Genomic DNA, 20,530 nt, shown 5'->3' with positions numbered 1-20,530 from the left:
GGGGGTCGGGAGTCGGGAGTCGGGAGTCGGGAGTCGGGAGTCGGGAGTCGGGAGTAGCGATGTATCGCTTTTACAATTAGGCAAAAAGTCTAAGAAACTTCCCATACTTCCCACACTTCCTAGACTTCCCATTCTTTTTTACAAATATGAGATGCACCCTATCTAATCAGTTTACCGAACTGCGAAATTTGCCGTAACCATAGCCAACCTAAGACGCTGCCAATGGCATAATAGAGGAAATCCCACCATACAAAGGTAGTTCCTAAGAGAAATTTACCGATTAAGGAAGCACGAATCGGTGCTAATATAGGGGTTTGCCAAAGTTGTAATAATTCTATGGCACAGGTAACGCTAAAAACTCCTAAGGTAATTCGGGTTATTGCTTGGGGATTGGGGATAATAAAAAATATCAATAAACACCAAAAAATCTCATAAAAAATATCACCAGAGTAGTCATGAACCCATTTTTCTCCAAGACCAGAGTAGTATTTGGAAAAAATCCCTAATGGTGTAATAATCAATAGGGATAGGATAATCAGCCAGCGTTGAGGAGTAATTTTTAATAGTTTAGTCATTAGCGGATTAGACAAATGATTTGAGTGCTGAGGGCGTCAGTGGGTCAGTTGTGAGTTATGAGTTGTGAGTTATGCCAAATCCCTTACATCGATGGGGAAAACCAATAACTTTGCTGCTGTTGTGGTTAGCTGTACAGTTAGTCATCAAGCAAGGGGTGATGGCGACACCGACAGTAGTTGAAGTAGTTGAGAAACCGGAATCCTTTCGACAAAAGATTTGTCCTGCTGACTTAACTACAGCCATTGATGCCATAATCAGTCGTCCCGAATTTATGCGATCGCGTTGGGGGATTTTGATTCAACCCTTAGCCGACTCAGCTCCCCTCTACAGTCTTGAATCAGAACGTTTCTTTATCCCAGCATCCAATATCAAACTCTTTACCACAGCAGCAGCGTTACGTCAACTAGGTGAGCAATACCGGATTCGCACACCGGTTTATGGTACTGGCACTAGCCCCTATTTGACGTCCTTACGAATTGTGGGACAAGCAGACCCAAGCTTAAGCAATACCCAGTTAACAGATGTGGCACAACAACTAAAGGGTCAAGGGGTAAGGTTGGTGCAACAGTTAATTGTAGAAGATGGCTATACTCCCTATGGTATTATCAATCCAACCTGGGAGTGGAGCGATAGTTATCTATACTATGGCGCTTCGGTTAATCGACTTATTCTCAATCAAAATACTGTTGGACTAACCCTATTGCCCCAACAGCCTGGTAAACCATTGCGCGTTAGTTGGAGTGATGGGGTAGCGGCTAGACAGTGGCGTGTGGATAATCGTGCTGTTACGGGTAAGGCGGGAATACCATACTCAGTGGAAATAATGGGAGTTTTAGGTGAGCCGGTGTTAGTGATTAACGGTCAACTGGCAGCAGATGCTGCACCAGACTTTTGGGGGTTAGCAGTTCGTGACCCAGCCGATTATTTCCTGGAGTCCTTCCGCCGTATCCTGGAAGCTGAGGGAATTGCGGTGATTAAGGCACTGGTAAAAGACAGTTCAGCTGAGATGGTCAGATCATCAGATCAGGGGATGGGAAGAGAGGTTAATAATAGATTGCCTTCTAATGTTAATAATACAGAAATAACCAATACACAAACAACCACAGAGTTGGCAGCAGTAGAATCTCTTCCGTTAGCGCTATTGTTAAAGGAAATCAATCAGCAGAGTAATAATTTGTATGCTGAGGCATTATTGCACCAGCTGGAGACAGAGGAAAGGAGTGAGTCTAGCCCTAAGTTTGGTCTGGTAGCGGTTCAACAGAGCTTAACGGAGTTAGGGGTTGACCCAAAAAGCTATAGTATGGCTGATGGGTCTGGGCTATCTCGCCATAATTTAGCTAGTCCGTTTGCGATCGCACAAACTCTGAGACTGATGGCACAAACCCCATTAGCTCAGGTTTATCGAGAATCCTTGGCTACGGCTGAGGTTAGTGGAACTTTACGCGATCGCTTTCGTGATACCGCAGCTGTTGGTAAGCTCCAGGCTAAGACTGGTACATTAAGTGGTGTCTCAGCCTTATCAGGCTATCTTGATATTCCTGACTATCAAACCTTGGTATTGAGTATTCTGGTAAATCAATCTGACCAATCTGCTGCTAAACTCCGTAATGCTATTGATGAAATTGTTCTATTATTGACTCGCTTGGGTTATTGCTAAGTGTTGAGTGTTGAGGGGTAGCAACGGTTGAACATTTTTCGCAGCCCAACCCTCCCTCCCCGGGCCCGGTTTTCCCACGCCCGCTGACTCTTAGCCCTACTCCCTATTCCCTATTCCCTATTCCCGCGCAACCCAGAACGAAAGTACTTCAGCCAATTGAGAAATGCTGTAATTATGAAACCCCTGGAAATTCCCCCAGACCCTACACCCAAGACCCTAAACCAGGGTTCAACCAAGTCTCCAATTCAAATCTGTATCACATTAGGAACTCGTCCGGAGGCAATTAAGTTAGCTCCAGTGATTCTTCAGTTCCAACGCTCTGGTAAATTTAAGACTCAGGTGGTGTTAACGGGTCAGCATCGGGAAATGGTAGACCAGGTGATGGGGATGTTTGACCTGAGGGCGGATCGGGATCTAGAAATTATGCAGCCCAAGCAAACTCTGACCGATATTACTTGTCTTAGTTTACGGGGGTTAGAGGAATTATTTCAGGAATTGCAGCCCCAGTTAGTAGTTGTGCAGGGGGATACAACTACAGCCTTTGCTGCGGCCTTGGCAGCGTTTTACCAACGTATCCCCGTGGGTCATGTAGAGGCGGGATTGCGCACCAATGATTTGTTTAATCCCTATCCAGAGGAAGCCAATCGACGGCTGATTTCTCAGATTACTCAATTACATTTTGCCCCCACTCCCCTGGCAGTAGAGCATTTGCAGGGGTCTGGGGTCACTGGCGCAATTCATAAAACTGGGAATACGGTGATTGATGCCCTGTTGATGGTAGCTGAGCGGGAACCAGTGTGTGAGGTTCCGGGTTTAGATTGGGAAGGATACCGCACGATTTTAGCAACAGTACACCGTCGGGAAAACTGGGGGAAACCACTGGAGGATATAGCCCAGGGGTTCCTCCATATTTTAGATAAGTTCCCAGATACAGCGTTATTGTTACCTCTCCATCGTAATCCTACGGTCAGGGAACCCCTAAGGGCAATGTTAGGTGACCATGAGCGGGTATTTTTAACAGAACCACTGGATTATGTGGAATTGGTAGCAGCAATGCAACGGTGTTATTTAGTGATGACTGATTCTGGCGGATTGCAGGAGGAAGCACCGAGTTTGGGTAAGCCAGTGCTGGTATTGCGTAAGACCACGGAACGACCGGAAGCGATCGCAGCTGGGACTGGTAAGTTGGTAGGAACCGACCCGGAACAGATGGTAGGGGCGGCAAGTTTGTTATTGAGTGATTCAGTAGCTTATCAGGGGATGGCAAATGCGATTAATCCCTTTGGGGATGGTCGTGCGGCGGAGCGTATACTACAGATTGTGGAGGATTACTTTGGTTGTAATCCCCCAATCAGACTTAGTGGGCAATAACCGAGTTGTCTGCATATTAGCTTCCCGGTTAGCCGAATTTTAGGTGTTGCTTAATAATGGAATGATTTTAAGAGTTTTTAGGTGCGCTTGACCCGTAATTAAATTCGCCACGGGTCGCACCTGTAGAATGGGCATCTTGGTGGAATGGGCATCTTGGTGGAACTGGCATCTTGCCAGTTTCATGCTTATTTTCGGGCGGGCAGGATGCCCACTCTACTCCTATTCATTACTTGATTCAGCAACGCCGAATTTTAGATAGGTTTCCCTGTCAGGATCACAAATCAAGTGAGTCTATTAAGGAGAGCGGAACATCAGAATTTTTTTTGCCCCCTAGCGCAAAGTAATAGAGCTTTTCGCCTTCGAGGGAGAACCGATGCCGATACCTTTTAAAATGATAGAGATCCAAAAATTCCGAGAAGATTAGTTTCCGAATGAGCTGTGAAAATCCAGAATTATCAATTGAATCAAGGAAGGTTTCTTTGATATTAAAGGAAACCCAGGCATTTTCGCTAATTACATTGAAGGCTTCCAAGAAAGCCTTTGCTGGTATGTCACCGAACCCAAGTGCTGCTACTGAAACCAAGCAGTTAGGTGACCAAGAATTGAGTTCATCACGATCTTTATCACTGAGATTGCAGAAATCCATCACATAGAATTCATCGTAGATTCCAGGCCGATCTCGCTCAGTGGCAGCCTGAGCTTCGGGAATAATATCAACTCCGATTAGCCGTGAGACTCCGTGTTGTTTGAGCTTTTCACCAACTATCCCGTTTCCTGCCCCAAGATCAAGTACCCGAAGCTCGTTGAGGCTCTGGTCCCCTTGAGAGACGGCAGACTGCAGGATATCCACTACAATTGATGGAGACTGGCACTTCAGACGCTCATATACAACCTGCTCGTATAATTCAGGAACTTCGAATATCCGCTCATAGTCATGTAGACGAATCTTCTCCCTGGATTCTCCATTAACAAGGTAAAAATAGACTTGATCTTGGCCAAGCTCTCGAACATTTGTAGGTGGAAATTGGATTTTATGCTTGATTTTCACTTTCATTCAATATTCCTTGTAGTTTGAACCCAGATAAAAACGAATGGTGAATGGTGGAGGATCCTAAAGGCCAATGTCAACAGCGCAATACCAACTCAGGGCTTACCCAAAGACTCTAGATAGATATAGAGTATACTTAACATCCGATCCTTTTTAGCTACCAAAATCTACCAAGGTAAATTCTAGCCCGCTAATGCAAGCTGATCTCTGAGCCAGGGGGTATCTCCCAAGGCACGAAGAAAAATTCCTCGTGCGCCATTGATGTCGCGTTCGCGAAGCGTGACCTTCGGTCAATCCATTGATCGGCCATCAATCTTTGATTTGATGATTTTGCTTCCACCAATATTGACCAACTCACCAGTCCAGCTAATAGTTTTACTGGTATAGGCTTCGCAGACATCGACAACTACTTTCCCGTCTTCGGTTGCTTTATGTTTCAAAAACTCTTTGAACCGATAGTGAGCAAAAGAAAGCATATTGCGAACCGTCTTTGATCTAAGTTTCCGATGCTGCTTTTTGGACATCTGAGACGTCTCGAAAGTAGGAAGCAGTATTACGTCAAAATTATCAACTAAGAATCTAGCGGCTTTGTGGTGCAGTTCATTTACCAGATTTTGAATTCTGATAATCATCCTTCTGGCAGCCTTTCTCATCCGGCGTTTTTGTTTCCCTCTAGTTTTACTGATCTTTGATATCAAGTTATCTAGATGCTGACACAAACGCTGAATCTGAGAAAAATCACCCTCTCCAATTTTGCCTATAGAATTCTCGCTAAAAAAAGTCAAGAAGGTTCTAACACCAGGATCTAAGGCAACTACTCTACCTTGGCTGAGGGGGTGACATGAGCCCTTAAAAGCTTACTAGATAATGCTTTGATGCCAGTTTATCTTTGCTAAGATAAACTGGGCAATTGACCCTAGGAATGATGTTCTAGAAGCTAAAACCCTTATAACTACGTCCAAGGTCAGGCCAAACTAGTATGTATCTTTTTGTAACATATCGGCTGAAAGTATTACCCAATAAGGATTTTAGCTTGCATGTCACCCCCTCAGCTACCTTGGCTTTCGGCTTTGACTTGAGTTGTCTTATGGGGAACTATTAAGTAATAATTCCCGTTGGTACTAGTCAATCGACAATCACAGATGTTGTCGGGAAGTGTTTCCGCAAAGGTTACTTCACCTAACTTGGTGTGGTAAATCCCTTTTGCTGAAACAGCTGACTTAGGAATGTAACAAGATTGGACAGGATTCTTACGAGACCTAAACCTTACCCGATTAACCTGTCCAGTTTTTTGGTATTTTTTCTTGGCCTCCCTGACAGCAGTACAAGCGTCCTTGATCGCTATAGATTTTATTTGATAAGGTACCGCTTTACACCACTCGGGCAGGTCATTTAAAATGTCAGTTTTGATGGCTTTCCAGTTAGCTTTAATTTCGCCATCTTTCAGTATTTTGACGGTTTTGTTGAAAACATAGCGGGACACTCCAAACCACTGACGAATAGTTGCTCGCTGTTCAGGGTTTAGGAACACTCGAATCTTCTTGGATTTTTTTGTCGTATTTTCTGAGTCCGTGGACGCGGCAAGAGAAGACGTGAATGATTTTGAAGTTACCGTAAGAATAAAGAAGCCTTTATAGGCGACAGGCTATGGGTAAAAAGGTTAAAACTCATGAAATAAGGCTTCTTTATTCTAAGGTTTCGTCTCCGGAGAGAAGATCTGCGGTAAGTTCGGATTCGGGGCAACTTTCAGGTTGGTCGGATCCCATGATTTTTCCACCGTTGAGACTGACCGGAGATGAAACCTTAGAGTAGTGCAGCCTTACTACAAAACCTTTACCCTATGCTGCATAATTTACCAACTATAAAGGCTGCACTACTCTTACGGTAACTTCTAACCAAGTACTCAATGAGTTCAAACCCGAATCGAGTGAGCCTGTCTCTACAGGCAACAACAATCGTGAGCTGATCTCCGCGCATAATCCGTTCCAGTATGGCTCGAAGCCCCTTCCTTTTGTAGTTGAGTCCTGAACCGATGTCTTTGATGATTTCGGCTTGTGGAAACAGGGAGTGCATGTAGGCGATTTGGCGGGCGAGGTCGTCTCTTTGTTTGGTAGAACTGACTCGGCAGTAGCAAATTGTAGACTGACTAGACTCAGTGCTTGTTTGACACTTTCCGAAAGTGAGCAAGCTTTCAACATCGAACAGTCTTGTTCCTCCCGGCGTCTTTTCGCATTTGATCGTTCCATCGTCCGCGTATTTCCTTAGTGTATTTTTGGAGAGTCCCGTCAGTTCGACCGCCTTACGGAGTGGAATGAGTGCCATGTTTTTAATCTAACACACATTCTGGGAGATTGTGGGAGGTATAAGGATATTTTTGTGAACTGCTACAAGCCTTTTCCGGACTTACTATGGGAGAATGCTAGTTAGAAAAACTACCAAGATAGCTATACCCAGATTTTAGACTTCCCCATCCTAAACTAAAGGTCAATAGCGGGAGACCCCACACTTTTTTGGGAGTGCTAGGGAGCGCACACAAAAATAATCTCCAAAATTGCCTAAAAATAGTTTTGGACATACTAGGAAGGAATTTAACCTCAGAGGATATCTCAAAAGTTTTTTTATACTGAATTTTGCCCCCCTAACCCCCCAACTTTGGGGGGAACAAGAGTCCATTTGCTTGTAAAAGTCCCCCAGAATTGGGGGACCAACGGGGGCTTGGATGTAGCAAATGAGACTTCTCAGACAACCTCTCAGAGGTGGTGAGCAAAAGCCCCTATTACTAATTACCTCAATTCATCCCCTCCAACAAGGTCTGTACCTTACCATCCGGGTGTAGCAGCACGCGAATTTTTGGCATGCCTTCCGCTTCTAAAGGGGAAACAAAGGATTCACCGATCAGAGGTATGGGGGCGTTATCTATATAGGTTTTGGCTGCTTGCCCAAGGGGAATTATACGTCGGATAGTACCATTATTATTTAACCACAAACTATAGTTCAAGGTTTTCTGTAGCCCTTCGGGAGGTTGCCAGCGCTCCTGGAAATATCGTCTAGCTTCTGCTACCTGAGAAATCTTATCCAACAGGGTATTTTGAGATATCTGATTGGCAACGGTAGGCTCGGATGGGTTTAAAGAATCAGAAACAGGGCTACTCGGGACATTCAGTCCAGGCACAGCTTGATCGATAACAGGGCTACTCGGGAGATTCAGTCCAGGCACAGCTTGATCAATAATTTTAGAGGTAGAAGAACCTCTGTCGAGAGTAGACACATTCTGTTGAGGAGCAGGGATGGCTTGAACCGCCACATTAGTAGTAGAAGAAGTAGAAGTAGAAGTAGAAGTAATAGAAGTAGTAGAAATAGGAGAAATCGAAGACTCGGCCTCAGGGATTACCACTGTTTTTTTGGAGATGGATAGACTTTCTCTAGAGGAATCCTGAATTCCTACCTCAGTAGGAGAGGGCGCTGGTTTAATCACTGGCAATTCTGACACAGTTTGTACTACAGCGATGGGACTGGGTGGAGTTGGTTTGGGTTGGGTATCTGCCTTAGCAGTAGTTACATTAGTTTTACTAGCCTCAGAAACAGGTGCCTCACCGTTACTAGCCCCAGGAGCAGCAGCAGGACTAACAGCAGAACTAGCAATAGGACTAGTAACAGAACTAGCAACAGGACTAGTAACAGAACTAGCAACAGGACTAGTAGCACTCAGTTGAGGAGAGTCTGGTTTCCTAGCTGGAGGAGGAACAATTGTGAGAATCGGACGTGAATTAGGGCGTGAGGCTATTGGTGGCGCAGTGCGTACTGGTGGAGAGGGTGGCTTAACCGGAGGCGGTGGCGGAGTGCGTACTGGTGGAGAGGGTGGCTTAACGGGAGGCGGTGGGGGTAACTTGGTTCCTGGGGACAGACGGGGTGGCACCGACGGAGTTGGGATGGGAGTGCTCGGTGCTGGGGGTACCTGGGAGATGGCTCGCTTTTTCCCAATCTTGCTGGACTCTAATGCTGTTGTTGGGACTTCTGTGGTTAGTGTTTTCCCTTGCTCAACAGGCTGAGGTTTCTCAAGCAACTTAATCACTGCTGCTGTTACACCCACTGCCAACACCATCGATGCTGCTGTACGCATCCAAGCGGATGATTCTGGTTTCCAACTGGGCTGATTGAGTTTTGGTAGGGATACTACTTCAGCCGCATATTCATCCAAAGCGGTGGCTAGATCAAACAGCTGTGTAGCACTTAAATCTACTACTGACCCAGATTCCTGATTAGCCAGCTTACCCAGAAACAGGCTATGACTCAGTAACCCTTTGGATTGCAGATGGATGTGCTGAGTTGGAACTGCTGTGGCATTTTCTTCCTGAGGGGTTGGAAGAGTTAGGAGAGTTAAGGGAGTAACCTCAGCAGAAGAGTTTCCAGAGGCAACCAGTTGGTTTGGGGACGGCTCAAGGAAGTGCTGAACATAGCCATCTACCGCTTCATACAACACATCTAAATCTTCTGCGTTGCCTCGTAACGTTACCTGTTGTTCTTCTGGCTTGCGGGGGTCATCAAAACGCAACTCAAACCGCAACTTCTTCACCACAGATTGTCCCACCCAGCGGGATAAGGGTGAGCGGTTTGCCCGAATTGATAGGGTACAGGTAGGAGGAGTGTAACGTCGCAGGACTATGTTAGTCATTGGTGATTATTGATTAGTCATTTGTTAATTGTTAATGGTTAATGGTTAATGGTTAATGGTTAATGGTTAATGTCTATAGCTTTTCCCAAGAAATCCTAAAACCCAATACTGATTTATCATAACACCAAAAAATCCTCTGCTCTCTTTCCTAATGTTCCCTGTTTACTGCCCCCCTTATTAAGGGCAGTAGGGGGGATTACTGTTCCATTATTTAATCAATTAACTTTTCCCATTTCAACTGACAATGCTATAGCGTTTATCATAACTATGAGGTACACAGGATTTTTAAACATTTACCAATTTAATAATCCCTACTCCCGCACTATCAATGATTTTGTCCCTCACAAAGTTAATAAATGCTATAGATTTTAATCTATACAATCCTTAAGAAACTTTACCTAATAAGGCTAACCATAAACGCTGATGACCTTTGGAGCCACTATAGAAGAGTAAATTGATTAATAGTTTAAGAGCTAGTTGCTTTAGCCGATCAGTTGATACATTTTCTTCTTGGGCCATCCGCTCTCGATAAGTGTTGTTAAAGTTATCTAAGTAATCTCCCAATAAAGCAGCACGATGAGGTTCACTGTTCTGTTGTGTCATTTGTTCGAGTAAAGCCACCGCACGACGGATTAGTTCTTGATGGCCTTTAGCCAAGTGACAGATGATTAAAACTAGCGATCGCGCTTCCTCCACATCCAGCTTTTTCCGTCCTCCTGAACTTTTGCGCAGGGGATTGGACTGACGCAGACGCCACAATGCTACTCGGTCTGTGATCATTGACTCTAAATTTAATTCAGCAGCAGCTTGCAGCATCTCCTCTGAACCAATACCTGCTAGAGCTTCTAGACTAAGCAAGACTAAATCTAGCTGGGTTTTGATATTATCGAGATCGATTGAGTCTGCGGCTTGACTCAGAGGCAAATCCTCCCAAGCAGGAGGTGATTTTGGCATCTTGACAGTGGAAACCATAATTTTATTTTACTAAAGCAAATCCGGTTTACCCGTCGCTGTTACAGGTTTGGAAACAGGACTACCAAAGATTAAGGTATGTTTCCTGCTGGTAAAGCTTTGGTTGGAGGTTATCTGGTTGAAGGTTATCTGGTTGAAGGTTGTCTGGTTGAAGGTTGTCTGGTTGAAGGTTGTCTGGTTGAAGGTTGTCTGGTTGTCTGGTTGTCTGGTTGTCTAGTTGAAGGTTGTCTGGTTGAAGGTTGTCTGGTTGAAGGTTGTCTGGTTGAAGGTTCAAAAATGCATTGTAACCTGCTAACCTGCTAACCTGCTAACCGGTTAACCTGCTAACCTGCTAACCTACTAACCTGCTAACCTGCTAACCTGTTAACCTGCTAACCTGTTAACCTGCTAACCTGCTAACCTGCTAACCTGTTAACCCGCTAACCTGTTAACCTGCTAACCTGCTAACCTGCTAACCTGCTAACCTGCTAACCCGCTAACCTATGACCTTATTTAAGGTAAGCAACGGTAACACCAGTCCCACCCTCAGATTGTTCGGCTAGCTTAAAACGCTCCACGAGAGGGTGCTGTTCCAAGAAAGCGTGGACACCTTGTCTTAATCGACCAGTTCCTTTGCCATGAATAATCCAGAGTACTCCAAAGTCTATCGCCTTAGATATTGCTTGGTCGATGTCAATCTCTGCATTAGCTACCCGACTTCCTCGAATATCAATGGTATTTTTCGAGGTGCGGACAGCCGTAGCTGGCCGCGAGACTGGGGTTGGGGCTGGAGCTGGTTTTGATGGTGTTTTTAGCACATTTTCGGGCTTTTGTCCATCCAAGGATTCCACATCTGTTAGGGCAACGGTCATTTTCATTAAGCCAAAGCGTACCGTTAGCTCCCCATTATCTGCGGTACTTAGTATCTCGGCTGTCTGATTCAATCGGGGAATGCGAATGCGATCGCCTACTTTGGGGCGGAATCCTGGTTTTGGTTTAGGAGGGGGTGCGGCTGGGATTTGACGCTCGGCAATCTCCTTAAGAGCGTTTGTGGCTTTTTGGGCATTTTGAGCGGTTTGGGAGCCTTGTTGCAACTGCCGAATCACTTGGGCAATTTCTTTCTTAGCTTGTGCGATCGCATCTTGCACAGACCGTTCCTGAGAAAGCTTCAATTCCCGTTCCCGGTCCTGCAAAAGTTTTGCCCGTTCAGAAAGTTCCTGATGGAGAGATTCAGCTTGTTGCAGTAACTGATTGGCCTGTTGGGCTTTAGTTTCCTGAGTGCGCCGTTGAGCTTCTAAACCGGCAATTACCTCATTCACATCTTCCGAAGCTCCCCCCAAAAGGGTTTGAGCCTGATCCACCACCGATGGGTTTAACCCTAAGCGCCTAGCAATGCTCAAGGCATTGGAGCGACCAGGAATACCCCACAATAGACGGTAAGTGGGTGAGAGGGTTTGGTCATCAAACTCCACCGAGGCATTCTCAAACCGCTCGTCTTGATATTTTAGTGCTTTGAGTTCCCCATAATGGGTAGTCGCAATGGTTAATTGTGTTGTGTTTGCCAGGTATTTCAGTAATGCGATAGCTAATGCACTACCTTCTGCCGGGTCAGTCCCTGCTCCCACTTCATCTAATAGTACGAGTGACGAATTAGGAGTTGAAGGTTGTTGGATCTTGTCTGGTTGAATGTTGGCAGGTTGAATGTTGTCTGGAAAACTTTCAACCAGATAACCTTCAACCTGTAACTCTTGAGAACCTTGGCCTTTCGGCCACGCTTCGCGAACAACCTTCAACCTGTCAACCTGTAACTCTTCTTTTGGGGTAGTTATCGCCTCAATAATCCGACTAATTCGGCGAATGTGACCCGAGAAAGTGGATAAACTCTGTTCTATAGACTGCTCATCCCCAATATCTGCCAGAATTTGCTCAAACCAAGGAAGTTCTACTGGTTCCCTTGCTGGCACAAATAAACCAGCTTTTGCCATCAGTGCCGCTAAACCAAAGGTTTTCAAGGTAACGGTTTTACCGCCAGTATTCGGACCGGTAATAGCAACTACCCGAATGTAGGACTGAATCTGGACATCAATGGGAACAACTGATGTGCCTTGTTCATGTTTTTGCTGCCATACCAGTAGAGGATGGCGTAGTTGCCGTAGAGTAATGCTTTCATTCTGATTGCGGTCAATAAATCTGGGGGGATTGGCTTCTAACCACAGACTATATCTTGCCTTAGCGGTAGCTAAATCTAGGGTAGTTGCTACAACCAGCAACCGTTCTAAGTCTGGCTTAACTGCTGCTACTTGTTCGGTCAACGCACGACGTACTGCTTCCGCTTCCACTTGTTCTTGCCGCCGCTGGGTCCGAAGTTGATTGCCTAAGCTAACAATAGCCTTCGGTTCTACGTATAGGGTGGCACCGGTGCTAGAGGTATCCTGAACAATACCAGGAATAGCATCTTTCTGGGGAGCTTTAACCGGGAGTACAAACCGATCACCCCGTTGAGTAATTAACTGTTGTTGTAATGCCCCCCCTTTACGCTGGACAATCCCCTGGAGGATTTCATAAATTCGGTCTCGCAATGATTTAATCTGAGTCCGAATGCCTGCCAGTTTGGGGGTTGCCCGGTCAGCTACATCCCCCCGGTCATCGATACAACGGTGAATTTCTTGTTCAAGTTCTGGGTAAGTGCGGCTGTCAGCCACCAGTTCCTTCAGAATTGGGACATCCTCTTGGTCTTCAATAAACCGCCGTAGACGCCTCACACCAGCTAAGGTTGTTGCGATCGCTAATAGTTCCTCACCAGACAAAATGCCTTGAAGCTCTGCCCGCTCCAGAGATTCACCAATATCTTGGATGCCGTCAAAGGTTAGTCCTGTGTCTAAACTAGTTTCCAGTTGATAGGCTTCTTTGGTCTGGGCTAGCAGGTCTAGGCTTTCCCGTTGAGTTGCTGGGGGGTGGAGATAACGAGCCGCCAAGGCTCCCAGCTTAGTAGCCGCAAACGTTGCCAGGTGTTGGCACAGGCGGGACCATTCCAGTAGTTCTAAGGTTTCAGATTGAATCAAGGCTCAGATACAAACGTATACCTCAATTGTATTATCCGATAATTCGGTTAGGAGTGGGAAAGTTAAGATTGAGCAAATTACCAATTACCAATTACGTAAGTATTCAGCAGTCACCCATTAGCCGTTGGCCAACGGCTAATGGGTGACTGCTGACCGCTGATAGCTGATAGCTGATAGCTGATAGCTGATTGCACCTCAAGTAGCGTGCGCGTAGCGCTAATCGCTGATTGCTGATTGCTGATTGCTAATCGCTGATTGCTGATTGCTGATTGCTGATTGCTGATTGCTGATTGCTGATTGCTGATTGCTGATTGCTTACCTAATTACTCATCGCCCTCTGAAAAAGACACAAAAACCCTAAATTGGGATATGCTGGAAATAGTTGATGTATGCCCTGCCAGATTTATCCTAAATTCTCCTTCTTCAGATGGTTTAATCGTATGGTAGGGCTTCCCTAAGGTTGTTAGCCCCACTAAGAGTACTGCTTTTTGTATCCGGTAAAGTAGGAGTAGGTTTATAGGGCAGAGGAATATACTGTACCGATGGACGTCCACCTTGAGGTTGGGGGTACAAATCCATTAGTTTATAAATAGCTTTAGGTAGACCAACCGTAATAGGTAGACCCAGTTCAGACGCTTCTTCGACAGTAATCGGACAGTCATGGGTGATTTGACCAGTAGTAAGAAAGTCAATAATTCTATCGATGTGTTCTGGGTCAATCTTCTGCTTAGGGATATCGTCTAGCAGTAGCGTTCGCACGAAACGTTGCACCTGCTTAATGGCTTTGCCTGCCAAATCGGCCATCATCAAGGTTTGATCCTCAATACTCTCAAGGGGCTTTTGCTCCACAACTCTGAGAATGCTAGCAGCAGCAGTATTCCCTAATTGAGGGTCAACTGGTCCAAGGACAGCATTGGCATCCATCACAATTTCATCAGAGGCTAGGGCTAACATAGTACCACCACTCATGGCATAGTGGGGTACAAAGACAGTAACTTTAGAAGGATGACGAATTAAAGCTCTAGCAATTTGTTCTGTAGCCAGCACCAATCCCCCAGGAGTATGTAAAATAAGATCAATAGGAACATCTGGTGGAGTTAGACGGATTGCCCTGAGCACTTGTTCAGAATCTTCAATAGATATGTAGCGGGACACAGGGATGCCAAACAAGCTAATAGACTCTTGTCGGTGAATCAGTAAAATTAACCGACTTTTGCGGTTCTCCTCAAATTCTTGCAAAGCTCTAAAACGTCTATATTGCATCTGGCGACGTTGCCACAAGGGCTGCAACGAGGAGATGATTAGAAAAATCCAGAACAGATCAAAAAAGTTAAAGCTAAAGTTCATCGCTTACGTACAGGTATCAAGTAGTTGTACCCTTTAGTTTTCCCGTGTTTAGGATGGTTTATTGCTAATTTTTAGTTTTTTTGGCTTAGTGTTGTGGGCTGATGCCTTGCTAGAGAAACCCAGACTATTTTTAAGTTTTCAGCAAGTCCTGATAATAGTGTGTCCTATCACCTGTAGTTTAAGCAACGCCAAAACTCCTATACATTAACTTAAGTTAAGTTTTGTTACAAAAAGCCAACCTCAGTCATAAAAGTTAGGGGTTAACCCTGAATAGTATTTAGTGACTCAATCGAGAGTATATGCCCTTACTAATCAGTTTGGTGATTGCTGCAGTAGCGACTTACCTTTCTCTGAACACTACGGAAGAAATATTGAAAGTGGCATCATTATTAATTGTGATAATTTGCCTGTTGCTAAGCTTTGTTTTTGCCCCACTACTAATTAAAGTGTTGATTGTCGGAATTTTCCTAGTAATTCCTAAAATCCCAAGCAAATCTTAGTTCTTGTGGCTGAATGGTTAAACCCATATTCCGCAGGTTGGAGAGGAGATTAGAAAAACCCCTACAATAACTCGTAGGGGTTTGTGGATGATTTCGATTGATTTATTGGTTGTTACTAGATTGCTGAATCAGGTCATCTAAAATAGTTCCGATTCGCTCATTACTGAAGTTCCCCCGTACACATGTACTAAAGAAGTCCAAAAGTACTGCGAATCCTAGCTTTGAGGGTTGTAGAACAATAGTATTACTGGGTACAGACTGATTGGGAAAACGGCTGAACCTATTGCTATGAATAAATTGTAGCGTACTCGTGCATTGAAGGGTGTACACTGTTGCCATTTATTTTAGCTTAAGTGGGCGCGATAGTTCAATGCAACTCCTCTGCCATGTAAAACTTGTTTTTGGTTAGCGTATGCACTACAATGGAAACTTGGACTAAAAACATGTGATCCAGCCGAAACTCCTACTACACAAGGCTTAGAGAGATTTGTACCCAGTAGTACATTAGTTCTACACTATCAAAATGTAAGCACAGTAAAGCTTTGAGATACAGGTAGTACGTTTGTACGGGGGAACTTCAGTCATTAGCAGCACTAGTAGTACCTTGATACTCAGTTAGTTTTGATTTGGTCTAGATCCCAAAAAATCTCAGTTACCCACTAATAGTCAAAATTTTCACCGGGCAAAGCAGGAGTGGTTGTTGGAGGTCGCCGAAACTGGGTTGCCTGTTCGTAAGCATAAGCGAATCCCAGTAAGGTAGGCTCACTGTAAGGCTTACCAAAGAAAGTCAGTCCTAGGGGTAATCCCTGCTCAGTAAAACCCATTGCCACGGAAATGCCGGGAAAACCAGAAACGTTGGCTAAGTACCCTGGTATGTAGGGGTCACTTGAGGCACATTGATAGGTTGGATCCTCGACATTATAGAGCGGACCGGCAGGACAAGTCATGGTGGGCCAAATAATCGCGTCGAGATTTTGGGCACTCATAATCGATAAAATTTCCTGCCGAACCCTAGGAAACTCGAAATGGAGAATATAAAGATATTCGGTATCAGCCAGTTCTGGATGCTTTAGAGATTCTTCAAACCCTCCGACGCGACCGGGATTGAGAGCCTGTTCAGAATTGACTAATGGGTTAGATAAGCTCATCGAATACATTTCCCTCAGGGTGTCAGGGAATGGAAGCTGGAGGTTTTTGAGGTAACTATCGATCTGGGGTTCAAACTCAGCCTCTGTTACCGGTGCCATGAAAGGCCAGAGGTTTTCCAATTTGGGAGAGAAATCCACCGACTCAACTGTTGCACCTAATTCCCTCAGCTTAGCAACTGCTGCATCAGTTGCAGCATCTACCTCAGGGTTCCCACCCCGAAAATCAATCGCCACCCCAATTCTTGCCCCTTTTAGGGCTTGTTTATTGAGAAACTGGGTGTAGTCCTTATATGTTTTCCCTTCACTGTCCAGGGTACGTTGACACTCCCCGGTCTAAAGACGCGGGGATTCTTCATTCAACGAGCCAACTTGCTCAACCAGACCGGAATCAGGAAGAGTAGAGGTCGATTCTCCTGAAGCGTTCGGATCAATGATCCAGGTTCCGGTGTGCCCCACCGTACCCAAGGCTTTGTTAAGAATATTGATTGCGGCGTTGTGGTCTCGGTCTAATTTACAACCACATTGACAGACATGAGTCCTAGTAGATAGTGATTTTTTGACTACCTCACCGCATTCTGAACAATTTTGGCTTGTGTAAGCAGGGTTTACCGCGACAGTTGCCCTGTTAAATTTACGACCAAAATGCTCCAACCATTTTCTAAATTGATACCAACCTGCATCGTTAATAGATTTAGCTAAACAGTGATTTTTTGCCAGATTCTTTACCCTTAAATCTTCATAGGCGACCAGGTCGTTATACCGGATTACGCAACGTGCCAGTCTCTTGGCATGTTCTTCACGCTGCCTACTTATTTTAAGGTGTTGTCTACCTAATCTATTAACCGCTTTCTTCCGATTGGATGAGCCTTTCTTTTTTCGGGAAACTCTGCGCTGATAGAACTTAAGGCGTTTTTCTCCCGTCCTGTAAAAACGGGGGTTAGGTTCAGTGTTCCCAGTGGAATCAGTATAGAACTCTTTTAGCCCTACATCTAATCCAATAGTTGAGTGACTAGGCGCTAATTGTTCATTCACGTCAACAGAGACGCAAAACTGAATATAGTACCCGTCAGCCCTTTTGACTATCCGAACCCGTTTGATTTGCTTCTTATCAAAGCGCCACAAGTCCCAGGTACCTTTGAGCTTTAGTCTACCGATTCCTTTCTTGTCACTAAAGGTGATTGATTTTTTGTCAGGGGACAACTTCCAACCTGACTGTTTGTATTCAACCGATCTACAGTGCTTTTGGAATCGGGGAAAACCTTTCTTCCCTGGAACTTTTTTCTTGCAGTTTTCAAAAAAGCGAGAAATTGATGACCGGAGATGAAACCTTAGAATAGTGGAGCCTTTATGGGTGACTGGCTATGGGTAAAAGGGTTAAAACTTTTGTAATAAGGCTCCACTATTCTTACGGTAACTTCTAACCATGCTCTCTCGGCGGCAGCCTGTCGAGCGGTAGAGTTCAATTCGTTAGCAAAAGGGAATTCTTTGGCAAGAACCTTGCAGTACTTGCTAAGGTCATATTTCCCCGTCCCTTTGTTGTCCATCCATAAACGAATACAACTATTACGGATAAATTTAACCGTCCGAATTGCTTCGTCTATGGCTTGATATTGAAGGGGTTTGCCGTACGCTTTGAACTCTAGAATAATCATCAGAACTCGACCTCAACTGATATATTATTACGCTAACACGCTAAGCGAAAATCGTCAACTCAAAATTAAACCTTTTTCACTGCGACTAAAGTCGCTACCTGGCTTTCATCCCGGAGACGAAACCTTAAAATAAGGCAGCCTTAATCATAAAGTTTTAACCCTTTTACCCATAGCCGACCAACCATAAAGGCTGCCTTATTTTTGCGGTAACTTCTGACCCGGTTTAAAAACACGGGGCTTTCAGCCTGGAGCAGTCCCGTAATCATTGGGATCAACCCCTGCCATTACACCCAAAGCGATCGCTGCATCTGTCACGGTTCGAGCTATAGGGCCCGCACTATCAAAGGAGAGGGTTAGGGGGATGATACCATCTCGACTAACCAGTCCCTGAGTAGGTTTGATACCGACAAGACCTGCTACTGCTGCAGGGCCACGAATTGAGCCTGAAGTATCGCTTCCGGTGGCTAAAACAGCAAAATTTGCCGCAATTACAGCCCCACTGCCTCCACTCGAACCCGAAGGATCACGAGTTAATTTGTAGGGATTGCGTGTCAGTCCCCCAAGGGAACTGTAACCTAGCCTACCATAGGATTAAGCAAATTCACTCATATTTGCTTTACCAAGAATAATCGCTCCTGCCTCTCGCAACTTCTTAACAGTAAAAGCATCATCGGGGGGTAAGGAACCTTCCAGCAGCACCGATCCTCCTGTTGTGGGTAAATCGGTAGTGTCATAGTTATCTTTCAGAATGATGGGGATGCCATGTAAAGGACTTCGCGGTCCTTTCTGCTGGCGTTCTTGGTCTAACGCCCTTGCTTCTTTAAGGGCATTGTTATTGATAGAAATTAGCCCATTAATTTTCGGACCTTGATCGTCATAGGCTTCAATACGATTGAGATAAAGTTGCACTAATTGTTCGGAAGTGAGTGCATTATTCTCAAAAGCTTCGTTAATCTCTGCGATTGTTGCTTCCCTGAGACGAAAGGTCTCAGCGACTACCTCTGAGGGAAAACTACTCAGAGCGAACATGAAAAGATAAGTCAGCCCTTGTTTAGCTATTTGCCACCAGGTCAGTTTTTGTTTCATATCTAAATTGAAATTGCCGCATCAAGAATCTTACTGATTGAACTAAGAGGATGTTTGAAAAGTGATCAGAGGTCAAACTTTAGGCCAAGCGGCGACCCATGATCCGTATCATTGCCAGATAAATGAATGTCTCTGATGTTTCAGCCCATAACTCATAAGTCTCTGACCAATCGACGGCATCCCATCAGCCAAGCAAAAGTGCCCTCGACTACCCAACGCTTTTTAAGCAGGACGAAGCCTTTGGTCTGTTGGGGTCGAAGTACGAATTGTACCATCCAACCGCAGAAATCCATGACCCACATGATCAAAGGCTCACAACTATTGCCTCCATCAACCCAAATCAGATACAACCGCGAGACCGCCTTGCCCATCTGTTTGACTTTGTCGAGCACTCGTTGACCCCCAAATCGTTCCGTCCTATAGCAGTCGAAGCAAAGCATAGGACATACTAGTAATCAAGTCAAGCTTTATTAATTAATTAATAAAAAAACAGTTCCTTACAGTTACGATTTAAGAACAAAAGTCATGAGTGCTATTGACGATGGCATGGGAAAAACTCAAGCTAGTCGTCTCTTGAAAATTACCCGAAATACACTTATTTACTGGTCAAAACATATCAAAAAAAACCGCAAATAATAGGAAATAATATTGTTATTAATAGATAACATAAAAAAGTATCAATTGAGTTAATTTATGTTGTTAAATACTCCCTAAATTATAAATAAAACTATAGATCAATCCTAAGGATATAGTTGATAGCAGAAAAATAACTTACGGTTATAGAGAAAAGGATGAATAAAAAAGGCAAGATTTTCTAGATAAAATTTCTAAAGCGATGCAGAGGTGCGACCCGTGGTGAATTTAATTCGCCACGGGTCGCACCTAAGCGGTCTTGGGGTTTTCCGCCATGAGCGACTGCCGTGGTCTTGAACGTGATAGGTGATGTCGTTCAGTTGGGTTCGAGCTTTGGGCTTGCTCCGTTTCTGATAGTCGGTTTTCGACACCACAGTGCAGGTATCCAGTCGATGCCAGGGTAAGCGCTGATGAAGCTCTCCCCACCTGGCAAGCCGTTCGCGTAGCGTCGGGCTTCGCCCGAGGTGGGGGTGTCCTATGCTAATCTGAGGTTATCCCTAACCCACAGTTCACACAGACAAGCCCAGCTTCTAGGCGGTCGTCCAGAACTTTTGCTGGAGCGACCCTCGTTGCCATTTCTGCGAACGAGTTTAAGCACGCCTCTAGCCCCGATGTTGTAAGCGCCGTTTAAATCAGCATTGAATCGCTTAGCTGAGGGGAAGGTTGCAGGGTAATCGCATCTTAGTAGAGTTCTAAAAGTACAGTAACCTGACCTAAAATTTGACTGTAGAATTGCTGATTATACCCTCAGAAAAGTTAATGGTACTCGTTTGTGTGTACCAGTCCTGTTAGTCAACACTCCTGGAGCCTAACCGGCTTCGGTTAAT

12 protein-coding genes and 5 pseudogenes are annotated in these 20,530 nt (G+C 44.9%); 3 read left to right on the top strand and 14 right to left on the bottom strand.

Annotated elements, in window-relative coordinates:
* Positions 1-158: 158 nt before the first annotated feature.
* On the bottom strand, positions 159-575 hold the full coding sequence (locus tag BJP37_RS02970; protein WP_075896345.1) for a ribosomal maturation YjgA family protein: 417 nt from the start codon (positions 573-575) through the stop codon (positions 159-161).
* Between the two features lie 71 nt (positions 576-646).
* On the opposite strand from BJP37_RS02970, the gene dacB reads away from it, so the two are divergent.
* Together dacB and wecB are read left to right on the top strand one after the other, a co-directional pair.
* Positions 647-2,233 (top strand): D-alanyl-D-alanine carboxypeptidase/D-alanyl-D-alanine endopeptidase, encoded by a 1,587-nt coding sequence (gene dacB / locus BJP37_RS02965; RefSeq protein ID WP_075896343.1) that lies wholly within the window; start codon positions 647-649, stop codon positions 2,231-2,233.
* 174 nt (positions 2,234-2,407) lie between these two features.
* A complete protein-coding gene (gene wecB, locus BJP37_RS02960) occupies positions 2,408-3,604 on the top strand; it encodes a non-hydrolyzing UDP-N-acetylglucosamine 2-epimerase (protein ID WP_081431041.1) in 1,197 nt (398 codons plus the stop codon).
* Positions 3,605-3,878: 274 nt separating this feature from the next.
* Here wecB and BJP37_RS02955 read toward each other — a convergent pair whose 3' ends face one another.
* From BJP37_RS02955 to BJP37_RS02890, 13 genes and pseudogenes are all read right to left on the bottom strand, one after another.
* Positions 3,879-4,658 carry a class I SAM-dependent DNA methyltransferase gene (locus tag BJP37_RS02955; protein ID WP_081431040.1) on the bottom strand — a complete coding sequence of 260 codons (780 nt, stop codon included), beginning with the start codon at positions 4,656-4,658 and terminating at the stop codon, positions 3,879-3,881.
* Between the two features lie 176 nt (positions 4,659-4,834).
* A pseudogene (locus BJP37_RS42115) lies at positions 4,835-5,482 on the bottom strand (zinc ribbon domain-containing protein); the annotation flags it as partial.
* 233 nt (positions 5,483-5,715) lie between these two features.
* Positions 5,716-6,273: pseudogene (locus tag BJP37_RS02945) on the bottom strand (helix-turn-helix domain-containing protein); the annotation flags it as partial.
* A gap of 212 nt (positions 6,274-6,485) precedes the next feature.
* Entirely contained in the window at positions 6,486-6,974 is a 489-nt protein-coding gene (locus BJP37_RS02940) for an IS607 family transposase (RefSeq protein WP_075896339.1), read from the bottom strand.
* Positions 6,975-7,440: 466 nt separating this feature from the next.
* The gene (locus BJP37_RS02935; RefSeq protein ID WP_075896337.1) at positions 7,441-9,324 is read right to left on the bottom strand and encodes a DUF4335 domain-containing protein; all 1,884 of its coding nucleotides are present in this window, start codon (positions 9,322-9,324) and stop codon (positions 7,441-7,443) included.
* A gap of 384 nt (positions 9,325-9,708) precedes the next feature.
* The gene (locus BJP37_RS02930; protein WP_070391018.1) at positions 9,709-10,296 is read right to left on the bottom strand and encodes a DUF3038 domain-containing protein; all 588 of its coding nucleotides are present in this window, start codon (positions 10,294-10,296) and stop codon (positions 9,709-9,711) included.
* A 61-nt stretch (positions 10,297-10,357) separates the two neighbouring features.
* Positions 10,358-10,570: a hypothetical protein gene (locus BJP37_RS38295; protein WP_158069378.1), complete on the bottom strand. Its 213-nt coding sequence runs from the start codon at positions 10,568-10,570 to the stop codon at positions 10,358-10,360.
* 214 nt (positions 10,571-10,784) lie between these two features.
* The gene (locus BJP37_RS02925) at positions 10,785-13,337 is read right to left on the bottom strand and encodes an endonuclease MutS2 (RefSeq protein WP_075896335.1); all 2,553 of its coding nucleotides are present in this window, start codon (positions 13,335-13,337) and stop codon (positions 10,785-10,787) included.
* A 432-nt stretch (positions 13,338-13,769) separates the two neighbouring features.
* Positions 13,770-14,684 (bottom strand): SDH family Clp fold serine proteinase, encoded by a 915-nt coding sequence (locus tag BJP37_RS02920; RefSeq protein ID WP_075896333.1) that lies wholly within the window; start codon positions 14,682-14,684, stop codon positions 13,770-13,772.
* A gap of 1,159 nt (positions 14,685-15,843) precedes the next feature.
* Positions 15,844-16,644 (bottom strand): amidase family protein, encoded by an 801-nt coding sequence (locus BJP37_RS02905; RefSeq protein ID WP_269087111.1) that lies wholly within the window; start codon positions 16,642-16,644, stop codon positions 15,844-15,846.
* 21 nt (positions 16,645-16,665) lie between these two features.
* Positions 16,666-17,984 (bottom strand): annotated as a pseudogene (locus tag BJP37_RS02900) (RNA-guided endonuclease InsQ/TnpB family protein).
* 240 nt (positions 17,985-18,224) lie between these two features.
* A pseudogene (locus BJP37_RS02895) lies at positions 18,225-19,013 on the bottom strand (amidase family protein).
* A gap of 136 nt (positions 19,014-19,149) precedes the next feature.
* Positions 19,150-19,483, bottom strand: a pseudogene (locus BJP37_RS02890) (transposase); the annotation flags it as partial.
* A gap of 64 nt (positions 19,484-19,547) precedes the next feature.
* Between BJP37_RS02890 and BJP37_RS43210 the strand changes: the two are divergent.
* Positions 19,548-19,706, top strand: a complete 159-nt coding sequence (locus tag BJP37_RS43210; RefSeq protein WP_269087110.1) for an IS630 transposase-related protein — start codon at positions 19,548-19,550, stop codon at positions 19,704-19,706.
* The last annotated feature ends 824 nt before the right edge of the window (positions 19,707-20,530 follow it).

The sequence above is a fragment of the Moorena bouillonii PNG genome, assembly GCF_001942495.1.
Taxonomy (GTDB): Bacteria; Cyanobacteriota; Cyanobacteriia; order Cyanobacteriales; family Coleofasciculaceae; genus Moorena; species Moorena bouillonii.
This window is presented reverse-complemented; position numbering and strand designations above follow the sequence as displayed.